The organism is Pseudonocardia sp. EV170527-09 (assembly GCF_008369905.1).
In the GTDB taxonomy this organism is placed as follows: Bacteria; Actinomycetota; Actinomycetes; order Mycobacteriales; family Pseudonocardiaceae; genus Pseudonocardia.
On the sequence record NZ_VRMC01000044.1, the window covers coordinates 11787 to 28980 of the forward strand.

Genomic DNA, 17194 nt, shown 5'->3' on the forward strand with positions numbered 1-17194 from the left:
GGCATCCCGGCCGGACCCGGGTCGGCCTGCCGACGGGACGACGGATGCGGCAGGGTGGAGGGCGGAGCAGGAACCGGACAAGGGGGACGTCGTGACCTGGAGTACCCGTGAGGTCGCCGAGCTGGCGGGGACCAGCCTGCGGGCGGTGCGGCACTACCACGAGATCGGCCTGCTGCCCGAGCCCGAGCGGCGCGCGAACGGCTACAAGCAGTACCGGGTCACACACCTGGTGCGGCTGCTGCGGATCAAGCGGCTCGTCGACCTCGGGTTCTCGCTGTCCCAGATCTCGGAGATGAACGACGTCGGGACGCACCCCGAGGAGGCCGCCCGCGCGTTGGACGCCGAGCTGGCCGCCACCATCGAGCGGCTGCAGCAGGCCCGCGCCGAGCTGGCGCTGATCCTGGACGGCGCCGCGCCCACCGACCTGCCCACCGAGTTCGCCGCGGCCGTGGACCAGCCGATGTCCGACGCCGACCGGTCGCTCACCCTCGTCCTACCGCGGGTGCTGGGCGCGGAGCGGCTGCAGGCCGTCGCGGACATGCTGGCCGAGGCCCGCCCCGACCCGGCGCAGGACCGGTTCGACACGCTCCCTGCCGACGCCGACGAGGCCACCCGCCAGGAGCTCGCCGACCGGATGGTGCCGTACATGCGAGCGCTCTACGAGACCCATCCCGGTCTGGTCGCGCCGAACACCGACGCGCCGATCGGTGAGCAGCGGGCCGAGCAGACCCTGGGTCGCGCGATGCGCGAGCTGTACAACACCGCCCAGCTCGACGTGCTCGTCCGCGCCGGGAAGGTGCTCGCCGCGGAGCGCGACGGTGAGCCGGCCCCACCGCCCTGAACCCGCACGTCCTCAGGTGTGACCGACGCACGCCCGCCCGACCGCCCGTGCCGGTCCGCGCAGCGGGACCCTGCCCCCCGCGAGCACGGGCGCCGGCGCCGGACGGGTGAGGGGCTCGGCCAGCACCACGTCCGGCAGCACTGTCCCCGGCGCGAGGTGCACGTGCTCACCGTGCGGCACGGGTCCGGCGACGGCCGGGGCGGCGACGAGCAGGTGCGTCCCGGCCGGCACGCGGACGGCGAACCCGCCGTCGTCGCCGGTGGTGACGCGGTCCAGCTGGCGGCCCGCCCCGTCGACGACGGTGACCGTCGCCGCGGCGGGGGCGCCGTCGGGGCCGCGGACCCGCCCGACCGTGGCCGGGACGGACCCGTCGTCGCCGGTCTCCAGCAGCGCCGGGAGCTCGGCGGCAAGCAGCCCCGCCTCACGGGCGAGCGTGGCGCCGCGCCCGGTCCCGCCGGCCGGGCCGATCAGGAGGTCGAGCACGCCCGCGCAGCTGCCCGCGGGGACCGGTCGCCCGGCGACGGCGTCCGCGGTGAGCTGCGCGAGCCGGGCGCAGGCCGCGGTCAGTGCCGGGGTCCCGGACACCCCTTCGGCGGAGCGGGCCAGGCGTCGCGCGTGCTCGGCGACGGCGGTGCAGGCGGTCAGCTCGTGTACGGCGTCGCGGTGGGTGGAGCCCAGCCAGGTCCGTGCCAGCGGGCGCCCCAGCAGCAGCGTCTGGTGCAGCGCGGCGTCGAGTGTGCGCGCCACGGCACGCAGGTCCTCGCACGGGCCGGGGTGGCGCAGCGCACGGTCGACCGTGCCCAGCAGCTCGGCCAGCGCGTCGAGCAGTCCGCGCCGGGCCTCCTCGGCGGCGGACCGGGTCCGGGTGGGCAGCACGAGCACCGACACCGCGCAGCCGACGAGGCCGCCGGCCACGGTCTCCTCGAGCCGCAGCACCATCAGGTCCACCGTGAAGGTCCCGAGCAGCGCGTAGAGCTCGCCGAGCATCAGCGTGATGAAGAAGATCATCAGCGCGTAGGAGAGCCGGAACAGGTAGAGCGCGCCGAAGATGCTGAGCAGGATCACCGGCAGCACCACGGCGACCTCGGGTCCCAGCACCGGCACCAACGCGATCGCGCCGACCAGGCCGATCATGGTGCCGACGATGCGATGTGCCGCCTTGCGCACCGTCTCGGCGACGGTCGCGGTGCCGGTGAACGCGATGAACGCCGCCAGCACCGCCCAGTAGTAGCGCTGCTCGGACAGCGCGTCGCCCACCGCGATCGCGAGGGCGGTGGCGACCGCGACCTGCACCGCCTGGCGGGTGGTCAGCGACAGCCGAGAGGCGGGGCGGCCGGGGTCCGGCGGGCGGTGCAACCGGGTCACCGTGCCCGCCGAGCCGGGCAGGTTGCCCCCGAACAGCTGAACGGCGGGGGCGAACGCCGTCGTCCCCCCGGCGAGCTCCGTGGCGCCCGCTCGCGCGGTGTCGCGGGCACCCCTCTCCCGCACCGCGTCGAGGGCGGCGGTCCACTCGGCGCGGGCGTCGGCGAGCACCGTCGCGTCGACGGCGAGCCGGCGCGGCGCCGGGGCCGCCACCCGGTCGGCGACCCGTCCGGCCCGTTCGCGCACCGCGTCCCAGCGGCCGCCGTGCAGGGCGGTGAGGACCGCACGGGCGTCGTCGCAGTCGAGGGCGCCGGGCCCGACCCGGGTCAGTGCGGTCACGGCCAGCTCGGCGTCGAACACCGCCCGGCGGACGATCCGGGCGGCGTCGTCGTCGGCGACGGCGGCCGGGGTCCCCAGCTGCCCGTCGATGACCAGCGCGGCCTCGTTCACGCGGACCAGCAGACTCGCCAGCCGGGCCTCGACGCGGGCCCGCCCGGCGGTGCCCGGGGCGTGCTCGGCCAGGGCCAGCACGGTCCCGGCGAGACCGGCGAGCCGCGCCTCGAACGAGCGCAGCATCCGGCGGAGCACCCGGTCGTTGCGGATCGGGAGCAGCACCAGCGTCAGCAGCATCACCCAGGCGATCGCGACAGCGACGACGAACGCCACCCCGGGCAGCATCTCCGGGCGCAGGCTCAGGAACAGGGCGAAGAAGTAGCCCATGAACCCGCCCATGCCGCAGACGAAGAACCGCAGTCCGAAGCGCCGTACCCAGACCGCGACGAACACGACCACGACGAACGCGGTCAGCGACGCGAGCCGGTTGCGATCGACGAGCAGCGCCACGCCCATCCCGGCGAGCATCGACAGTCCCAGGAAGCACAGCGTCACCGCCTGCCCGGCGCGGGTGGCGTCGACGACCCCGAACGAGGACAGCATCGCCACCACCGCCCCGAGCATCATCGGCACCAGCGGCGGGGTGCCCGTCGCCGTCGCGACGAGGTACTCCACGCCGAGCGCGGTGGCGATGGCCAGCACGGCCCGGACCGCCGAGACGAGCCGGACGAGGCCGGGGTCGGAGGCGACGAACCGGTCACGGACCCGGAGGAGGCGTTCGGACGCGGTCGGCACAGTCCGTTGCATATGCTAACGGTATACCGGATCGTGATCTTCGCACAGCCCGGGCCCGCCGGACGTAGCGTGGGCCCCCAGGAACGATCACGGAGGTGGCGGGTGCGCGGGTACGGGTTCGTGGCGGCGGGTGGCCCGGAGCAGCAGGCGTTCGTCGAGGTCGAGGAGCCGCGACCCGGGCCGGGTGAGCTGCTCGTGCGGGTCCGGGCGGCCGGGGTCAACCCCGGCGACTGGCGGATGCGCGACGGCGACTACGGCGTCGCCGGGCCCGCGGTGCTCGGCCGCGAGATCGCCGGGACCGTCCTGGAGGTCGGCGACGGCGTCACCGGGTTCGCCCCCGGCGACGAGGTGTTCGGCGGCTGCCCGGACATGCAGGGCGGGTGGGCGCCGCGGGCGCGGGTCATCGCCGGCTTCGCCGCGCACCGCCCACCCGGGGTCTCACCCGAGCAGGCGGCGGTGCTGCCGGTCGCCGCGGGCACCGCCTGGGACACCCTCACCAACCTCGACCTCCCCGCCGGGGCGACGCTGCTGGTCAACGGGGCGGGCGGCGGGGTCGGTCTGCCGCTGGTGCAGCTGGCCCGCCGCCGTGGGCTGACCGTCGTCGGCACGGCGAGCCCCGGCAAGCACGCCCTGCTCGCCGGGTTCGGCGCCGTCCCGGTGGCCTACGGCGACGGCGTCGCCGACCGGATCCGCGCGGCCGCACCGGGCGGGATCGACGGCGCCCTGGACCTCGTCGGCGGCGACGCGCTGCGTGCGGTGGCCGGGCTCGTCCCACCCGCGACGCTGTACTCGATCGCGGACAAGCCGCTGGTCGCGCGGCTGGGCGGGCGCGATGTCACCCGCGACCGCAGCACCGCCGTGCTCGACGCGCTGGCCCGGCTCGTCGCCGAGGGCGAGCTCGACACGATGGTGCGCGAGGTCCGCCCGCTGGACGAGGCCGGGGCCGCGCTGGCGCTCGTCGAGGACGGCCACGTCACCGGCAAGGTCGTCCTCGTCCCCTAGTCACCACCCCGAGTCGCGGCGGAAGAGGAACAGCCCGTAGCGGTAGTCCTCGTCGACCCACTCGGTCTCGATCCGCAGCCCGTGCCGGGCCACGTCGGTGAGCAGCCGGTCGCGCTCGAACTTCGCCGAGAACCCCACGTTGACGCTGTCACCGCGACGCAGCTCCAGCGTCCGGTCCAGGCCGGGAAGCGCCACGGACTGGTCCCGACGTGCCCACAGCCGCCCGTCGACGACGTCGGCGCCGGTGTCGTAGTGCGCGACGGCGTGCAGACCGTCGAGGTCGACCACTCCACCGAACCGGCGCGCGAGGTGGTCGAGATGGTTGAGCCAGAACCGGGCGAACGCCTCGTGGCCGGGCGGGTCGTTGTAGCAGGTCTCGAACACCTCGGCCGGTTTGACGAGGTCGGCGGACAGCAGCAGCGCATCGCCGGGCCGCAGGGTCGCACCGATCCGGGCCAGCAGGGCGGTGCGCTCGTCCACGGTGGTGTTGCCGATGTTGGCACCGAGGAACAGCACCGCCACCGGGGCACCGCCGTCGTCGCGCAGCCGGTCGAGGCCGGCCTCGTAGCGCCCCCACAGCCCGGTGACGGTCAGCCCGGGCAGGTGTGCCATCCGTTCGGCACCGAGCACGAGCATCTCGCGGCTCACGTCGATCGGCAGGTACGTCGTCGGCCGGGCCGCCGAGCAGTGTTCGAGCAGCAGCCGGGTCTTCTTCGCGCTGCCCGAGCCGAGCTCGGCGACGCGCGGGCAGTCCAGCCGGGCGGCGATGTCGGCGCCGTACCGCGTCAGCAGCGCCCGCTCGCACCGGGTCAGGTAGTAGGTCGGCAGCTCGGTGATCTGCTCGAACAGCTCCGAGCCGAGCTCGTCGTAGCCGAACCAGGGCGGGATCCGCGGCAACGGCTCGGCGAGGTGGGCCCGCAGGGCCTCGACGTCGTCCCAGAAGGACCCCTGTTCCAGCTCGACCGGTGGGGCGGTCATCGGACCGGCCCGTCGTCGAGCGGGCGGCGCAGGCTGGATCTCCCCGCCGTCCAGTCCCCCAGCACCCGGTCGGTGAGCCGGTCGCCGAGCAGCCCGGCGGCGCGGATGCCGAACACGACGTCGGCGGCGAGGGTGGGCTCGGTGCGCAGCAGCGGTGCCAGGACGTCACGGCGCACGACCTGCTCGTGGACGGCGTCGGCCTCCACGTGCTCGTCGTAGAACCGGGCCGCGACCGGGCCGCACCCGAGCCGGCGCATCGCCCGGACCAGCCGTTCCGACCCCGGCGACGACGTCAGCTCCACCAGCGCGAACTGCCCGACCAGGGCACCGCGCAGACTGCGCCGCAGTCCGCACAGCGACATGAAGTTGACCTCGGCGAGGGTCTCGGTGCCGACGGCGTCGACATGAGCGCCGTAGGCGTCGGACAGGCCGAGGTCGCGCATCATGGCGGCGAACAGCACGGCGTGCATGGCCGCGGCGTCGCCCGCGCCGTACTCGTCGTGCTCGACGGTGACCAGGCCCGCCTTGGCGGCCGGGGGCAGCCGCGGGATCACCCAGGCCTGCGGGTCGGCCTCCTTGAGGTGGTAGATCGAGCGGTGCACCACGTACTCGCGCAGCTGCCACAGCTCGCCGCGGCGTAGCAGATGGTGGGTCACGCCGGTCTCGGCGCCGGCCCCGACCGGTTCGACCAGCAGGGCGTCGACGGCGCCGTCGACGTCGTCGGAGGCGGGCACCGCCGCCCGCAGCGCGGCGAGGAAGCGTTCCTCCAGGGCGACGCGCAGCCCGAGCAGCGCCACGTCCCACTCGTACTCGTCGCCGACCTCGGCGAAGCCGCGGTAGTGCAGCTCGTAGCAGCAGTGCAGGGCCAGGTGCAGGTCCGCACCCCACGGGTCGGCGTCGCCTGCGGCGGGGAGTGCGGCCGGGTCGCCGCGCAGCCGGTCCAGGACGGCGCCGGACAGCGGGCCGCGCGGCGCGGGCAGCGGGGCGAGCCCGCTGCCCGGGTGCGGGGGTGCGCTCACGTCGGTTCCTCCTGTCGGACCCGGGTGCGGTGGCTGGTGTCGCAGAACGGTGGACGACGCGTGCGCCGGCAGGTGCACAGAGCCGTGACCGGGCGCCGCGACGTCGTCCGGGTGCCGTCGGGCAGCTCGACCTCCACGGGGCCGTACACCAGCAGCGGACCGTCCTCGGTCAGCCGCACGCGGGTCGGCTCACCGCTCACGGACGGCCTCGATCACGACGAGCTCCTCGTCCGCGGCGCCGGGCCCGACCAGGCCACGCGTCTCGTGCAGGACGGAGCGGGCCCGCATGACCGGACCGAGCGGGATCCGGGTCCGGTCGACGACCCGGGCGGTGAGCCCGGCCGCGGCGAGCCGGTCCAGCGAGGCCTCCACGCCGGAGACCGCGCTGTGCACCATCAGCAGGGCACCGCCCGGTTCGAGGTGGTCGGCGACGCCGTCGCAGATCCGGTCGACCACCGCGCGACCGTCACGGCCGCCGTCCCAGCTGCGGGCGCGGCGGTGCCGGGCGAGCCGGTCGGTGGACGAGGGCACGTACGGCGGGTTGGCGGTGACCAGGGCGAACCGGCAGCCCCGCACCGGGGCGAACAGGTCACCCCGCTGCACGGTCAGCGCGACGCGGTGCAGCCGCGCATTGAGCCGGGCGGCGAACACGGCACGCCGGGACAGGTCGACCGCGGTGACCGCGCCGGCCCCGCAGCGGGCCGCGGCGAGCGCCACTGTCCCCGTCCCGGTCCCGAGATCGAGCACGGCACCGCGGGCCCGCCCGGAGACGCCGACGGCACGCGCCAGCATCTGCGAGTCCGACTGCGGCCGGTAGACCCCGGGTGGGGTCAGCAGCATCGGCGTCACGTCAGTGCGCGACCGTCTCGCGGGCCACCTCGGCGTGCCGGGTGCGGGCCGCGGTGAGCACGCCCGCCCGGTTCTTGTGCTGCTCCTCGTAGCGCAGCACGGCCTGCACGTCCTGCGGCGCGTCGAGCTCACGGACCGCGCGGGCCGCGTCGGGGACCGACAGCTCGTCGTAGTCCTGGACCGGCAGCTCCTCCGAGTTCAGCGCGCCGCGGGCCCGGCGGGTGCCGTGCAGGGCGCGGGCGGTTCCACCGGCACGTTCGCGACGGGCGATGTCCTCGGCGCGCTCCAGGGCGGCGTCCAGGCCGGAGCCGAGGACCTCGGCGGCGTCGCGCCCGGCGCGGTCGGCGCCGTCGCCGAGCGCCGAGGCGGTGCGCCGCACCCGTTCCCCGGCCCGGGCCAGCTCGTGCCCGGCCCGGTTCAGACCGACGGCGCCGAGACGGGCCGGGAGCCGAACGGCGTCGGTGACGGCGTCGCGCACGAGCTGCAGCGGGGTGGCCCGCAGCGGCGCAGGGCCGCCGACGGCCTCCTCCGCGAGCACGGTGGTCAGCCACTCGACGGTCTCGGTGTGGGCCTCGACGAGCCGGCCCGCGAGGCGGTGCACCCGTTCCGGCCCAGAAGCGGTCAGCGCCTGCAGGTAGCGGGCGCGGTCCTGGAGCTGGCGCTCCAGGGCGAGGTCGCCGAGCAGCGCCTCGTCGAATCGCTGGGCCTGCTCGACCTGGCTCTTCACGAACGCGACGATCCGGCCGCCGACGGTGCCGACCAGGTCGGGGACGGCGTCGAGGTCGCGCAGGGCGTCCTGGATGCGGGCGAGCCGCTCCTGCGCCCGGGCGGCGTTGTCGGTGAGTTCGCGGCGGGTCTCGTCGGTGCGGGCCTGCACGGTGCGCAGGCAGGCGATCCGGTTCTCGGTGCGGGTCAGCTGCTCCAGCACACGGAGCTGGGCGACGACGGCGGCGGTGTCGGTCACGGGCGCGTCCTCCTGGAGTAGTGGGTTCGGAGCACGCCTACCCGGGATCCCGAGGGCTACGCCTTCCCCGTCGCCGTCTCCTCGGCCCCCAGGTGGGTGGCGAGGAAGCGGTCGGCCGTCTCGAACATCGTCACCAGGTTCTCCGGGTTCACGATGGCGTGGCCCTCGTCGTCGAACACCAGGTACTCCACGTCCACCCCGCGTCCGCGCAGCGCCGCCACGAGGTTGTCGGACTCGGCGCGCACCACGCGGACGTCGTTCGCGCCCTGCACCACCATCAGCGGGGTGCGGATGTCGTCGACCCGGGTGATCGGTGAGCGGGCCAGCATGTCCGCCTCCTGGGCGGGGTCGGCCGGGTCGCCGACGTAGCGGAACCAGTTGTTGACCAGGCCGGGGCGGGTGAACTCCGGGACGGTGCGCAGGAAGTTCGCCAGGTCGGAGATGCCGACGTACTCCACCGCCGCGGCGAAGCGGTCCGGGGTGAACGCGATCCCGACCAGGGTGGCGTAGCCGCCGTAGGAGCCGCCGAACATCGCGACCCGGTCCGGGTCGGCGTACCCGCGGGCGACGGCCCAGTCGACGGCGTCGATCAGGTCGTCGTGCATGGCGCCGGCGAACTCCCCGACCGCGGCCTCCATGTGGGCGCGGCCGAAGCCGTAGGACCCCCGGAACTGCAGCTGCAGCACCGCGTAGCCGCGGTTGGCCCACAGCTGCACGCTCGGGTCGAAGCCCCACCAGTCCCGCGCCCACGGTCCGCCGTGCGGCATCAGCACCATCGGCAGCCGCTCGGGCGCCACACCGACCGGCAACGTCAGGTAGGCGAGCATCTCCCGGCCGTCGCGGGCGGTGATCGTGACCGGCTCCACCGGCGCGAGCTGCTCCGGGTCGAGGTCGGCGCGCTGGCGGAACAGCAGCCGTGACTCCCCCGTGGCGCGGTCGTGGAACCAGGTCTGCGGGTCCCGGTCGTGGACGAACGTCGCCACCCACCGACGGCCCTCGACGTCACCGGAGACCGCGCTCAGGTCGCCGTCGCACAGGTCGCGCAACGCGGCGAGCACCTCGGCGAAGTCCGGGTCGACGGTCCGGATCTCCTGCCGCGCACCGAGGTAGCGGACGCCGAGCAGCTCACCGGTGCCGCGGTGGCGGATCAGCGCCGACGGCAGGCTGGGGAAGATCTGGGCACGGATGTCGATGTCGTGCTCGGGGTGCCGGTCGACCACGGTGACCTCACCGGTGGTGGTGTCGAGACGGCCGAGGTGCAGGCGGTCGCCGTCGCCGTACGTGCCGACCCAGATGCCGGTGCCGTCCGGGGTCGGTTCGCAGGGGTACACGCCGAGCGGGTGGGCGTCGCCGTCGAAGGTCGCGACCAGGTCGTCGCCGCGCCACACCTGCCCGACGCCGTCCGCGGTGAGGGTCTCGCGCAGCAGCTCGTCGCCGACGAGGGTCCAGCCGTCACCGCCGCCCGGACTCTGCGCGAGCACCGTCAGCTCCCCGGTCGCGACGTCGAGCTCGCACAGGTCGAACTCGACGGGGTTGCGGGCGTTGCTCTGCAACAGCAGCGTCCCGGGGCGTCCCGGGCGCTGCTCGACACCGAACGTCGTCGCGCCCTCGAACGGCGTGAGGTCGACCGCTGGCGCGTCCGGTGCGGTCAGGTCGACGCGGAACACGTGCCAGTTCTCGTCACCACCGGTGTCCTGCAGGTAGAGCAGGTAACGGGGGTCGTCGGTCCAGAAGTAGCGCAGCACGGTGCGGGTCTCGTCGGCGGTGACGCAGCGCTCGCCGCCACCATCCACATCGGACACCCACACGTTCAGGCGTCCCTTCCACGGGGCCAGGAAGGCGAGGCGGGTGCCGTCCGGGGAGAGGGTCGCGGCGGTGCGGTCGGGCATCCGCAGCAGATCGCGGGCGGGGATCCGGCCGGGCAGGGCCATGGTGGTCTCCAGGGTCGGGTCGGCGGTCACAACGCGGTCCAGATCGTCTCGGCGTCGACGACGCGGTGGCGGCGCCAGGTCAGCGCGCGCTCGGCCGCGGCGGCGACACCGGCGACCAGGAGGCCCGTGTTCAGCCAGCCGGGAAGGGTGATCGGCGAGGTGAAGGTCCCGAACCGCGCGGCGACGGCGTCGATGCCGGTGAGCAGCTCCAGCGCCACCGGGACGGCCAGGACGAGGTTGACCAGCAGTACGGCGACGGCGACCGCCGCGATCGTGCGGCTCACGGCAGGCGAGCGACGGGCGAGCCGCGCGCGGCGGTGCTCGAGCGTCCCGGGCACCGGGGGCAGCCGCCGCTCCCCGCCGTCGTCGGTGACCAGGTGCATCCGGGTGATGCCGTAGAGGCCGGCGTCGACCTCGATCCGGCCGCCCGGCACCGGCAGCGACGCCGGCATCCCGGCCCGCGCGACCTGCTCCCCGTCGCGGTAGAGGCGGGCGTCCCCGTCCCGCGCCTGGTCGACCTCGACGGTCCACTGCGCACCGGGGCCGCCGGTCTCGGGGAGGTGGGTCGCGTACAGCGAGCGGGTGAGGATCTCGTGGCGACGCAGCGGCCGCAGCCGCCGGCTCACCGGACACCCGCCGTCACCGGCGGGGCGAGAGCGTCGGCCGCACCCGGCTCGCCGGGTTCTCCGGGCTCACCGAGGTCACGGAACGCGGGCGTCACCAGCGCGACGAGCGCGGTGCCGACCGCGACCGCGGCGAGTGCGATCCCGGCCGCGCTGAGGCCGGAGGTCGAGGCCAGCGCCGCGACCGGCGCCGCGGTCAGTGCCGGCGCGGCGAGCAGCAGGGTGTTCTGCGCGCCCAGGACCCGGCCGCGCAGGGGGTCCGGGGTGGCCTCGATCGTGAGCACCCCGAGCACCGCGCCGACCGGGGCGTTGGTGAACCCGACGAGCGCGGCGGCACCGAGCACGAGCCACGGCGAGGCGAGGCTCCCGACCAGCGCGAACCCGGCGCCGAAGCCGAGCATCCCGAACACGAACCAGGTCCGGCGCCGCACCCGGTTCACCAGCGCCGCGTACAGCACGGAGCCGGCCAGGCCGCCCGCGGCGAGTGCGCTGAGCGTCAGCCCGGCGAGCGCGGGCAGCTCCAGAGCCGTGAAGTAGGCCGGCATCAGCGTCGTCTGCAGGGCCGCGATGACCGCGACCAGCACGGCCGACACCAGCGTCGCCCCGAGCACCAGCCGTTGCCCGGCCAGGAACACCCACGACTCCGCGAGATCCCGCACGGCCCTGCGCACCGCACCCCCCGGAGCGGTGCGCAGCACCCCCTCGACCCGACCGGCCCGCGGGTCGAGCAGTGCCGCGGTCAGCGCCGCGAGCAGGCTCGTCGACGCGGTCACCACGAGCACCGTCGACGCCGGGCCGGCGAACACGACCAGCAGGCCGCCGACCGCCGGACCGGCGAGCAGCAGGACGTTGGCCAGGTTCTCCCGCAGCGCGACGAGCCGGTCGAGGCGACCCGGGCGCGGGTCGAGCCGGACCAGTGCCGGGAGCAGGACCTCCTGCGCGGTCATCGCGGGCACCCGCACGACCGCCCCCAGCACGCCGAGCACCAGGAAGGCGGTCATGCCCAGCCCCCACAGCGCGTCGACGACCGGCAGTGCCGCGACCACTGCGGCCCCGAGCACCCCGGCGACGACGGTGACCAGCCTGCGGTCGACCCGGTCGACCACCAGGCCCGACACCAGCCCGGTCAGCGCGGACGCCGTCGTCGTCACCGTCGCCAGCACGCCCGCGGCCAGCACGTCCCCGGTGCGCTGCAGGACCAGCAGCGGCAGGACCGCCGCCATGATCCCGCCACTGAGCAGGGTCAGCCCGTAGGCGGTGAGCCACAGTGCCGGGCTGCGTCGCAGCGCCCTCACCGGACCAGGGCCTTCGTGCTGCGGCGGAACGCCCAGACGACCACCAGCGCGGCCAGCACGGTCAGCGGGGTGCCCATGGCGACCCGGGCGACGCCCAGCCCGCCGGTGGCCTCGACGACGTAGAGCCACTGCTGGATCCCGAACCGCGCGCCGAACACCAGGGCGGCGGCTGCCGTGGCGAGGTCGTGGGCGCGCAGGACCGCGGGCGTCGAGCGCCAGGGGTGCGTACCGCCGTGCATCGCGTTCCAGATCACGCCGGTGAGCGGCCTGCGGGCCAGCAGCGAGCCGGCGGTGACGACGAACCCGGCCAACGCGGCCCAGATGCCGATCGCGAAGAAGTCGCGCGCCGATCCGGTCCAGGCGACGACCCCGGCCGCCAGCGCGACGCCCAGCAGGCTGCCGACCGCCGAGCTGAACCTCTCCCCCTGCAGCAGCCGGTACCCGAACAGGGCCAGACCGGTCGCGACGGCGATGCCGATGGTCAGCGGCAGGGACAGGAAGGCGTTCGCCGTCACGAACACGATCACCGGGATCGTCGAGTAGACGAACCCCGCGGTCCCGCCCATCTGGTCGAGCAGGCTCGAGGTGGCGCGGTCGCGGGTCTCGTCCTGCTGCGGCTCGGTCATGGTCATGCCGTCCTCCCTCGTCGTGGTGTGCTGCGACGAGGGAAGTCCGTGCCGCTGCGGCACACTCAAGCCGAAGGCCCTGGCGTGTGGTCCAGGTCACTGCCGGCTTGACCATGCCGCGACGGCACGGTGTCGGCTCCTCACCATGACGTGGAGCACCCGGGAGGTCGCCGAGCTGGCCGGAACCAGCCTGCGGGCGGTGCGGCACTACCACCAGGTGGGGCTGTTGGCCGAGCCCGAGCGACGATCCAACGGGTACAAGCAGTACGGGGTCGAGCACCTCGTGCGGCTGCTGCGCATCAAGCGGCTGGCCGATCTCGGGTTCTCGCTGCCGCAGATCGCGGACACCCTCGACGAGGGCGACCATCCCGAGCAGGCGCTGCGCACGCTCGACGCCGAGCTCGCCGCCACGATCGAACGGCTGCAGCGGGCCCGCCTCGAGCTCGCCACCATCATCGACCGCCGGGCCCCGGCGGACCTGCCGGTGGCCATGGCGCCGGCGCAGGCGGCCGCGCTGACCGAGTCCGACCGGTCGGTGATGCTGCTCATGAGCCGGTTCATGGGGCCGCGCAAGCTGACCGCCTACGGCGAGCTGCTGCGTGACCTGCCGACCGACCCGACCGACGGCGAGTTCGACCGCCTGCCCCCCGACGCCGGCGAGGACGTCCGCGCCGATCTCGCCGAACGGATGGCGCCGTACGTGCGGCGGATCCAGGCGGCCCATCCGGACCTGGCAGGCCCGGACGACGACGCCCCGCGCGGCGCGCGGGTCCTCGCGGAGACGACGAGCGCGGCGATGCGGGAGCTCTACAACCCGGCCCAGCTGGACGTCCTCGTCCGCCTCAGGGAACTGCTGCGGGCCACCGACTGACCACCCGTTCACGGAGAGGACGACCGATGTTCGAACACAAGGTGCTGAAGTACAAGCTCGGTTGGAAGGGCTTCGACTATCCCGGGATGGAGCAGGAGCTCAACGAGCTCGGCTCCCAGGGATGGGAGACGGTCGGGACGATCGTGCCCGCGGTCGGAGCGGGGCAGACCATCGAGATCGGGGTGATCCTCAAGCGGGCACGGGGATGACCCGGACGGGCCTGCGTCGATCTGCGTCGATCTGCGTCGGTCGGCGCGCAGCGGGTACCCGCGGGTGTGCCCGACTCCGCCGCGTCGCCCCGACGCCACCCGTTCGACCTCGACCCGCGCCTCGGCGCGGCGCTGCTGCCGTTCGGGGTGGGCGATCCGTCGGACGCCCACGTCGACCTCGACGACGACGGCCTGCGGGTCCGCTTCGGGTTCTTCTCGCTCGCCACACCGGTCCGGAACCTGGCGGGTGCCCAGCTCACCGGCCCGTTCCGCGCGGTGAAGGTGCTCGGCGCGCGGCTGTCGCTCGCCGACCGGGGCGTGACGTTCGGCAGCGCCACCGAGCGGGGTGTGTGCATCCGGTTCCACCGCCCCGTCCCGGCGCTCGACCCGTTCGGCGCGCTGCGACACCCCGGGATGACCGTGACCGTCACCGACCCGGAACGGCTGGTGGCGGCGGTGGAGCACTACGCGGAACGAACCCGGCTGACCACGGCACGGCGCACGGAACCGACCCCCCAGCCGGGCCCGGTGCGCCGCGCCGGCGCGGTGTTGCGCTATCCCGCGGGACTCGCCCTGACCGCCACGCGCTACCTGCGCCGCCTGCCGCACATCGACCGCGCCGAGGCGGTCGGCGATGCCTCCGACCTGCCGCCCGCGCTGCCGGAGGAGCTGGTCGACGCGCACGTGAAGACGGTCGAGGAGGGGTCCGGACCGCTGCTGCACCGCGTCTTCACCGTCGACGTACGCGACAGCGGTCTCGACGCGGCCGCCCTGATGGAACGGGTGTGCGCCGACCTCGACCGCCTCGCCCCGTCGGAGGTCGTCACCTTCCGCAAGACGCGCGGGCGGCTCGGCGAGCTCGTCGTGGGTGACGAGTACGTGGTGCTCATGCCGGCACCGTGGAACGGGCCGGTCCGAGTGGTGCACCGCGACGCGACGTCGTTCCGGTTCGCGACACTGGCCGGTCATCTGGAGGCCGGGCAGATCGAGTTCTCCGCGAGCGACGACGACCGGGGCATCGGGTTCCGCATCGAGACCTGGTCGCGGCCCGGGGACCGCGCGGCGGCGCTGGCGTTCGACGTGCTGCGGGTCGGGAAGGAGATCCAGTTGCACATGTGGACGCACTTCTGCCTGCGCGCCGGGGGCCTGTCGGGGGGCCGGGTCCCCGACGGGGTGCGGGTGCGGACCCGGCGTGCGTCCTGGCCGCCGCGCCCCGTCCGGTGAGCTGATCATTGCCCGGCACTTAGCGTCACGTTAGGCCGAACGGCCGAATGCTGCCGCCGTGCTCTCAACAGATCATGACTCCCGGACGGCACGGATCTTCGCAGCGGTACCGCTGCTGCTCGCCGCGGCGGCAGGCGCCCTGGACGGTGCCTCGTTCACGGCGTTCCACGATGTGGTCGTCAGCGCCATGACCGGCAGCTTCGTGGCGCTCGGCCGGGGCTGGGGTCGGCCCCGGCGCTCGCCCCCGCGGCCTGGGCGCTGGGCGGCTACGTGCTGGGCCTGGTCGCCGGCACCGTGACGGCCGGTCTGGCCGAGCGGAGGCTGCCGGCCCGGGGCGCCGTCGGTGTCACGCTCGGCCTGGAGCTCGCGGGCCTGTCCGCGTTCGGCCTCGCGTGGCTGCTCGGCGGTCCCGGACACACCTTCCCCGTCGAGCCGATGATCGGGACGGCGACCCTGGCCATGGGCCTGCAGGGGGCGACGCTGCGCCGGGTCGGCCCGGCCGGCACTCCCACCAACTACTTCACCGGGGTCGTCACGAACTGGGTGTCGGGCATGGTCGACCCGGCCGGGCGCAGCTGGAACCCCGGAGCCGGCGCCCGCATCGCGGTCTTCGTCCTCGCCGTCGCGGCGACGGGCTCGCTGCACCGGGTCCTCCCGGTCGGGGTCGTCGCGGTGCCGGTGACCCTGCTGGCGGCCGCGACGGCACTCGCCGCGGCCGCGGCGCGCTCCCGGCGACCGGTCGGGCTGCGCCCGGACGGCCGCCCCGCGGACCGGACCCGGTCGATGGTGGCCACGGGCACGGCATGAACCGTGGACGGTGACGGAATCGTCCCCGTCGGGCAGTCTGACCCGGGTGGCCGCAACGGCGCGGCCGCGCCGAGGACCGGGGGCCACATGACGACCGAACGCGAACGATTCCTGCCCACCGAGCAGGGCGCACAGGCCCCCAACGCCGGCCGGGTGCTGGCGCTGCTGTTCGCCGCGAACACGTTCAACTTCTACGACCGGGCCGTCCCGGCGATCGTCGCCGAGCCCATCAAGCTGGAGTTCGGGCTCTCCGACCTGCAGATCGGCGTCCTGGCGGCGGCGTTCACCGTCGTCTACGCGGTCTGCGGGCTCCCCCTCGGGCGGCTCGCCGACCACCGCTCGCGGGCCCGGATCATGGGCTGGGGCATCGTGGCGTGGAGCCTGCTGACCGCCGCGAGCGGCACGGCCTGGAACTACGTCTCCCTGCTGCTGATGCGGGTCGGCGTCGGTGTCGGCGAGGCCAGCTACGCGCCCGCCGCGAACTCGACGATCGCCGACCTCTACCCGGCGGGGAAGCGGGCGCGGGCGTTCGGGCTGTTCCAGCTCGGTCTGCCGGTCGGGCTCGTCCTCGCCTACTTCTCGGTCGGCGCGATCGCCGAGGCGTTCGGGACGTGGCGGGCGCCGTTCGTGCTGGCCGCGATCCCGGGGCTGCTGATCGCGGCCGGGTTCTTCCTGGTGCGCGAGCCCCGCCGCGGCGCGTCCGAACCGGCGTCGAGGACCGCGGCCGCGGCGGCATCGACTTCCACGCCGACGCCGATGCCGGTCGACCGGCCGTTCCGCCGGGTCCTGGCCGTCCCGACCATGTGGTTCCTGATCATCGCCGGGATCGGCGCGAACCTCGCCTCGTACTCGGTCAACACCTTCACCGTGCCGCTGTTCCAGCGCTACTTCGGTGCGTCCCTGACCGGGGCGGCGGTGCTGACCGGCGTCGTCGTCGGGGTGACGGGGCTGGTCGGACTGCTCGTCGGCGGCTGGGTCTCGGACCGGGCCGCCCGCCGTTCGACGGGTGCGCGGGTGCTGGTCGGTGCGGTGGCGACGCTGGTGTCGGTCCCGCTGACCTGGTTCGCGCTGTCCGTGGGGCCGGAGGCGACGGGCACGTTCGTGGTGCTGTTCGGCGCCGGGTGGCTGCTGCAGTACCTCTACTACACCTCGGCCTACCCGGCCGTCGCCGACGTCGTCGGGCCACGGCTGCGGTCGACGGCGACGGCGGTCTTCTTCGCCGCGTTCTACCTGCTGGGCGGGGCGGTCGGGCCGGTGATCGCGGGTGCCCTGTCGGACGCGTTCGCCGCGGACGCACTCGCCGCCGGAGCGAGCGCGGCCGACGCTGCGGCGAACGGGCTGCGGCAGGCCCTGGCCGTGATCGTGCCGCTGTCGATGGCGATCGCGTCGGTGGGGCTGTTCCTCGCGGCGCGCTCGGTGCGCCGGGACAACGAGCGGATGACCGCGGCCGCCGGCTGACCGGGGC

18 protein-coding genes are annotated in these 17194 nt (G+C 74.9%); 8 read left to right on the top strand and 10 right to left on the bottom strand.

Features of this window, described 5'->3' with window-relative positions; genetic code table 11:
• The first annotated feature begins 91 nt into the window (after positions 1–91).
• Positions 92–841 carry a MerR family transcriptional regulator gene (locus FVA95_RS15280; RefSeq protein WP_149664833.1) on the top strand — a complete coding sequence of 250 codons (750 nt, stop codon included), beginning with the start codon at positions 92–94 and terminating at the stop codon, positions 839–841.
• 12 nt (positions 842–853) lie between these two features.
• Here FVA95_RS15280 and FVA95_RS15285 read toward each other — a convergent pair whose 3' ends face one another.
• Complete coding sequence (locus FVA95_RS15285; RefSeq protein ID WP_149664834.1) at positions 854–3343, bottom strand: FUSC family protein; 2490 nt, start codon at positions 3341–3343, stop codon at positions 854–856.
• Between the two features lie 90 nt (positions 3344–3433).
• On the opposite strand from FVA95_RS15285, the gene FVA95_RS15290 reads away from it, so the two are divergent.
• Positions 3434–4333 carry an NADP-dependent oxidoreductase gene (locus FVA95_RS15290; RefSeq protein WP_149664835.1) on the top strand — a complete coding sequence of 300 codons (900 nt, stop codon included), beginning with the start codon at positions 3434–3436 and terminating at the stop codon, positions 4331–4333.
• On the opposite strand, the gene FVA95_RS15295 is transcribed toward FVA95_RS15290, so the two are convergent.
• From FVA95_RS15295 to FVA95_RS15335, 9 genes are read right to left on the bottom strand one after another with little or no spacing between them, the layout of a single operon-like run.
• Entirely contained in the window at positions 4334–5311 is a 978-nt protein-coding gene (locus tag FVA95_RS15295) for an L-histidine N(alpha)-methyltransferase (RefSeq protein ID WP_149664836.1), read from the bottom strand. It abuts the gene before it with no gap.
• Positions 5308–6330 carry an iron-containing redox enzyme family protein gene (locus tag FVA95_RS15300; RefSeq protein WP_193564357.1) on the bottom strand — a complete coding sequence of 341 codons (1023 nt, stop codon included), beginning with the start codon at positions 6328–6330 and terminating at the stop codon, positions 5308–5310. The genes FVA95_RS15295 and FVA95_RS15300 overlap by 4 nt, the downstream gene beginning before the upstream one ends.
• Positions 6327–6530 (bottom strand): CDGSH iron-sulfur domain-containing protein, encoded by a 204-nt coding sequence (locus FVA95_RS15305; protein ID WP_149664837.1) that lies wholly within the window; start codon positions 6528–6530, stop codon positions 6327–6329. Before FVA95_RS15305 ends, FVA95_RS15300 begins: the two co-directional genes overlap by 4 nt.
• A complete protein-coding gene (locus tag FVA95_RS15310; RefSeq protein WP_193564358.1) occupies positions 6520–7170 on the bottom strand; it encodes a HemK2/MTQ2 family protein methyltransferase in 651 nt (216 codons plus the stop codon). The genes FVA95_RS15305 and FVA95_RS15310 overlap by 11 nt, the downstream gene beginning before the upstream one ends.
• 10 nt (positions 7171–7180) lie before the next feature.
• The gene (locus FVA95_RS15315) at positions 7181–8143 is read right to left on the bottom strand and encodes a ferritin-like domain-containing protein (protein ID WP_149664838.1); all 963 of its coding nucleotides are present in this window, start codon (positions 8141–8143) and stop codon (positions 7181–7183) included.
• Positions 8144–8199: 56 nt separating this feature from the next.
• Positions 8200–10104 carry a S9 family peptidase gene (locus FVA95_RS15320; protein ID WP_240051514.1) on the bottom strand — a complete coding sequence of 635 codons (1905 nt, stop codon included), beginning with the start codon at positions 10102–10104 and terminating at the stop codon, positions 8200–8202.
• Entirely contained in the window at positions 10101–10700 is a 600-nt protein-coding gene (locus tag FVA95_RS15325; protein ID WP_149664839.1) for a hypothetical protein, read from the bottom strand. The genes FVA95_RS15320 and FVA95_RS15325 overlap by 4 nt, the downstream gene beginning before the upstream one ends.
• Positions 10697–11992 (bottom strand): MFS transporter, encoded by a 1296-nt coding sequence (locus FVA95_RS15330; protein ID WP_240051516.1) that lies wholly within the window; start codon positions 11990–11992, stop codon positions 10697–10699. The genes FVA95_RS15325 and FVA95_RS15330 overlap by 4 nt, the downstream gene beginning before the upstream one ends.
• Positions 11989–12624, bottom strand: a complete 636-nt coding sequence (locus FVA95_RS15335) for a DUF3159 domain-containing protein (protein ID WP_149664840.1) — start codon at positions 12622–12624, stop codon at positions 11989–11991. Before FVA95_RS15335 ends, FVA95_RS15330 begins: the two co-directional genes overlap by 4 nt.
• Positions 12625–12763: 139 nt before the next feature.
• Here FVA95_RS15335 and FVA95_RS15340 point away from each other — a divergent pair, with 139 nt between their 5' ends.
• The 6 genes from FVA95_RS15340 (at position 12764) to FVA95_RS15365 (ending at position 17187) form a co-directional block, all read left to right on the top strand.
• Positions 12764–13489, top strand: a complete 726-nt coding sequence (locus FVA95_RS15340; RefSeq protein ID WP_149664841.1) for a MerR family transcriptional regulator — start codon at positions 12764–12766, stop codon at positions 13487–13489.
• Between the two features lie 26 nt (positions 13490–13515).
• Positions 13516–13698, top strand: a complete 183-nt coding sequence (locus tag FVA95_RS15345) for a DUF4177 domain-containing protein (RefSeq protein WP_020623321.1) — start codon at positions 13516–13518, stop codon at positions 13696–13698.
• Between the two features lie 66 nt (positions 13699–13764).
• Positions 13765–14922, top strand: a complete 1158-nt coding sequence (locus FVA95_RS15350) for a DUF1990 family protein (RefSeq protein WP_240051518.1) — start codon at positions 13765–13767, stop codon at positions 14920–14922.
• 58 nt (positions 14923–14980) lie between these two features.
• Positions 14981–15220, top strand: a complete 240-nt coding sequence (locus FVA95_RS33930) for a DUF1275 family protein (protein WP_149664842.1) — start codon at positions 14981–14983, stop codon at positions 15218–15220.
• On the top strand, positions 15142–15729 hold the full coding sequence (locus tag FVA95_RS15360) for a DUF1275 family protein (RefSeq protein ID WP_149664843.1): 588 nt from the start codon (positions 15142–15144) through the stop codon (positions 15727–15729). Before FVA95_RS33930 ends, FVA95_RS15360 begins: the two co-directional genes overlap by 79 nt.
• A gap of 87 nt (positions 15730–15816) precedes the next feature.
• Positions 15817–17187, top strand: coding sequence for an MFS transporter (locus FVA95_RS15365; protein ID WP_149664844.1), 1371 nt, complete (start codon positions 15817–15819; stop codon positions 17185–17187).
• Positions 17188–17194 lie beyond the last annotated feature (7 nt).

Excerpts from the sequence above, each read along its gene's own strand:
- FVA95_RS15285 (WP_149664834.1), bottom strand. The coding sequence starts at position 3,343 with ATGCAACGGACTGTGCCGACCGCGTCCGAACGCCTCCTCCGGGTCCGT.
- FVA95_RS15345 (WP_020623321.1), top strand. The coding sequence starts at position 13,516 with ATGTTCGAACACAAGGTGCTGAAGTACAAGCTCGGTTGGAAGGGCTTC.
- FVA95_RS15365 (WP_149664844.1), top strand. The coding sequence starts at position 15,817 with ATGACGACCGAACGCGAACGATTCCTGCCCACCGAGCAGGGCGCACAG.
- FVA95_RS15340 (WP_149664841.1), top strand. The coding sequence starts at position 12,764 with ATGACGTGGAGCACCCGGGAGGTCGCCGAGCTGGCCGGAACCAGCCTG.
- FVA95_RS15335 (WP_149664840.1), bottom strand. The coding sequence starts at position 12,624 with ATGACCATGACCGAGCCGCAGCAGGACGAGACCCGCGACCGCGCCACC.
- FVA95_RS15295 (WP_149664836.1), bottom strand. The coding sequence starts at position 5,311 with ATGACCGCCCCACCGGTCGAGCTGGAACAGGGGTCCTTCTGGGACGAC.
- FVA95_RS15310 (WP_193564358.1), bottom strand. The coding sequence starts at position 7,170 with ATGCTGCTGACCCCACCCGGGGTCTACCGGCCGCAGTCGGACTCGCAG.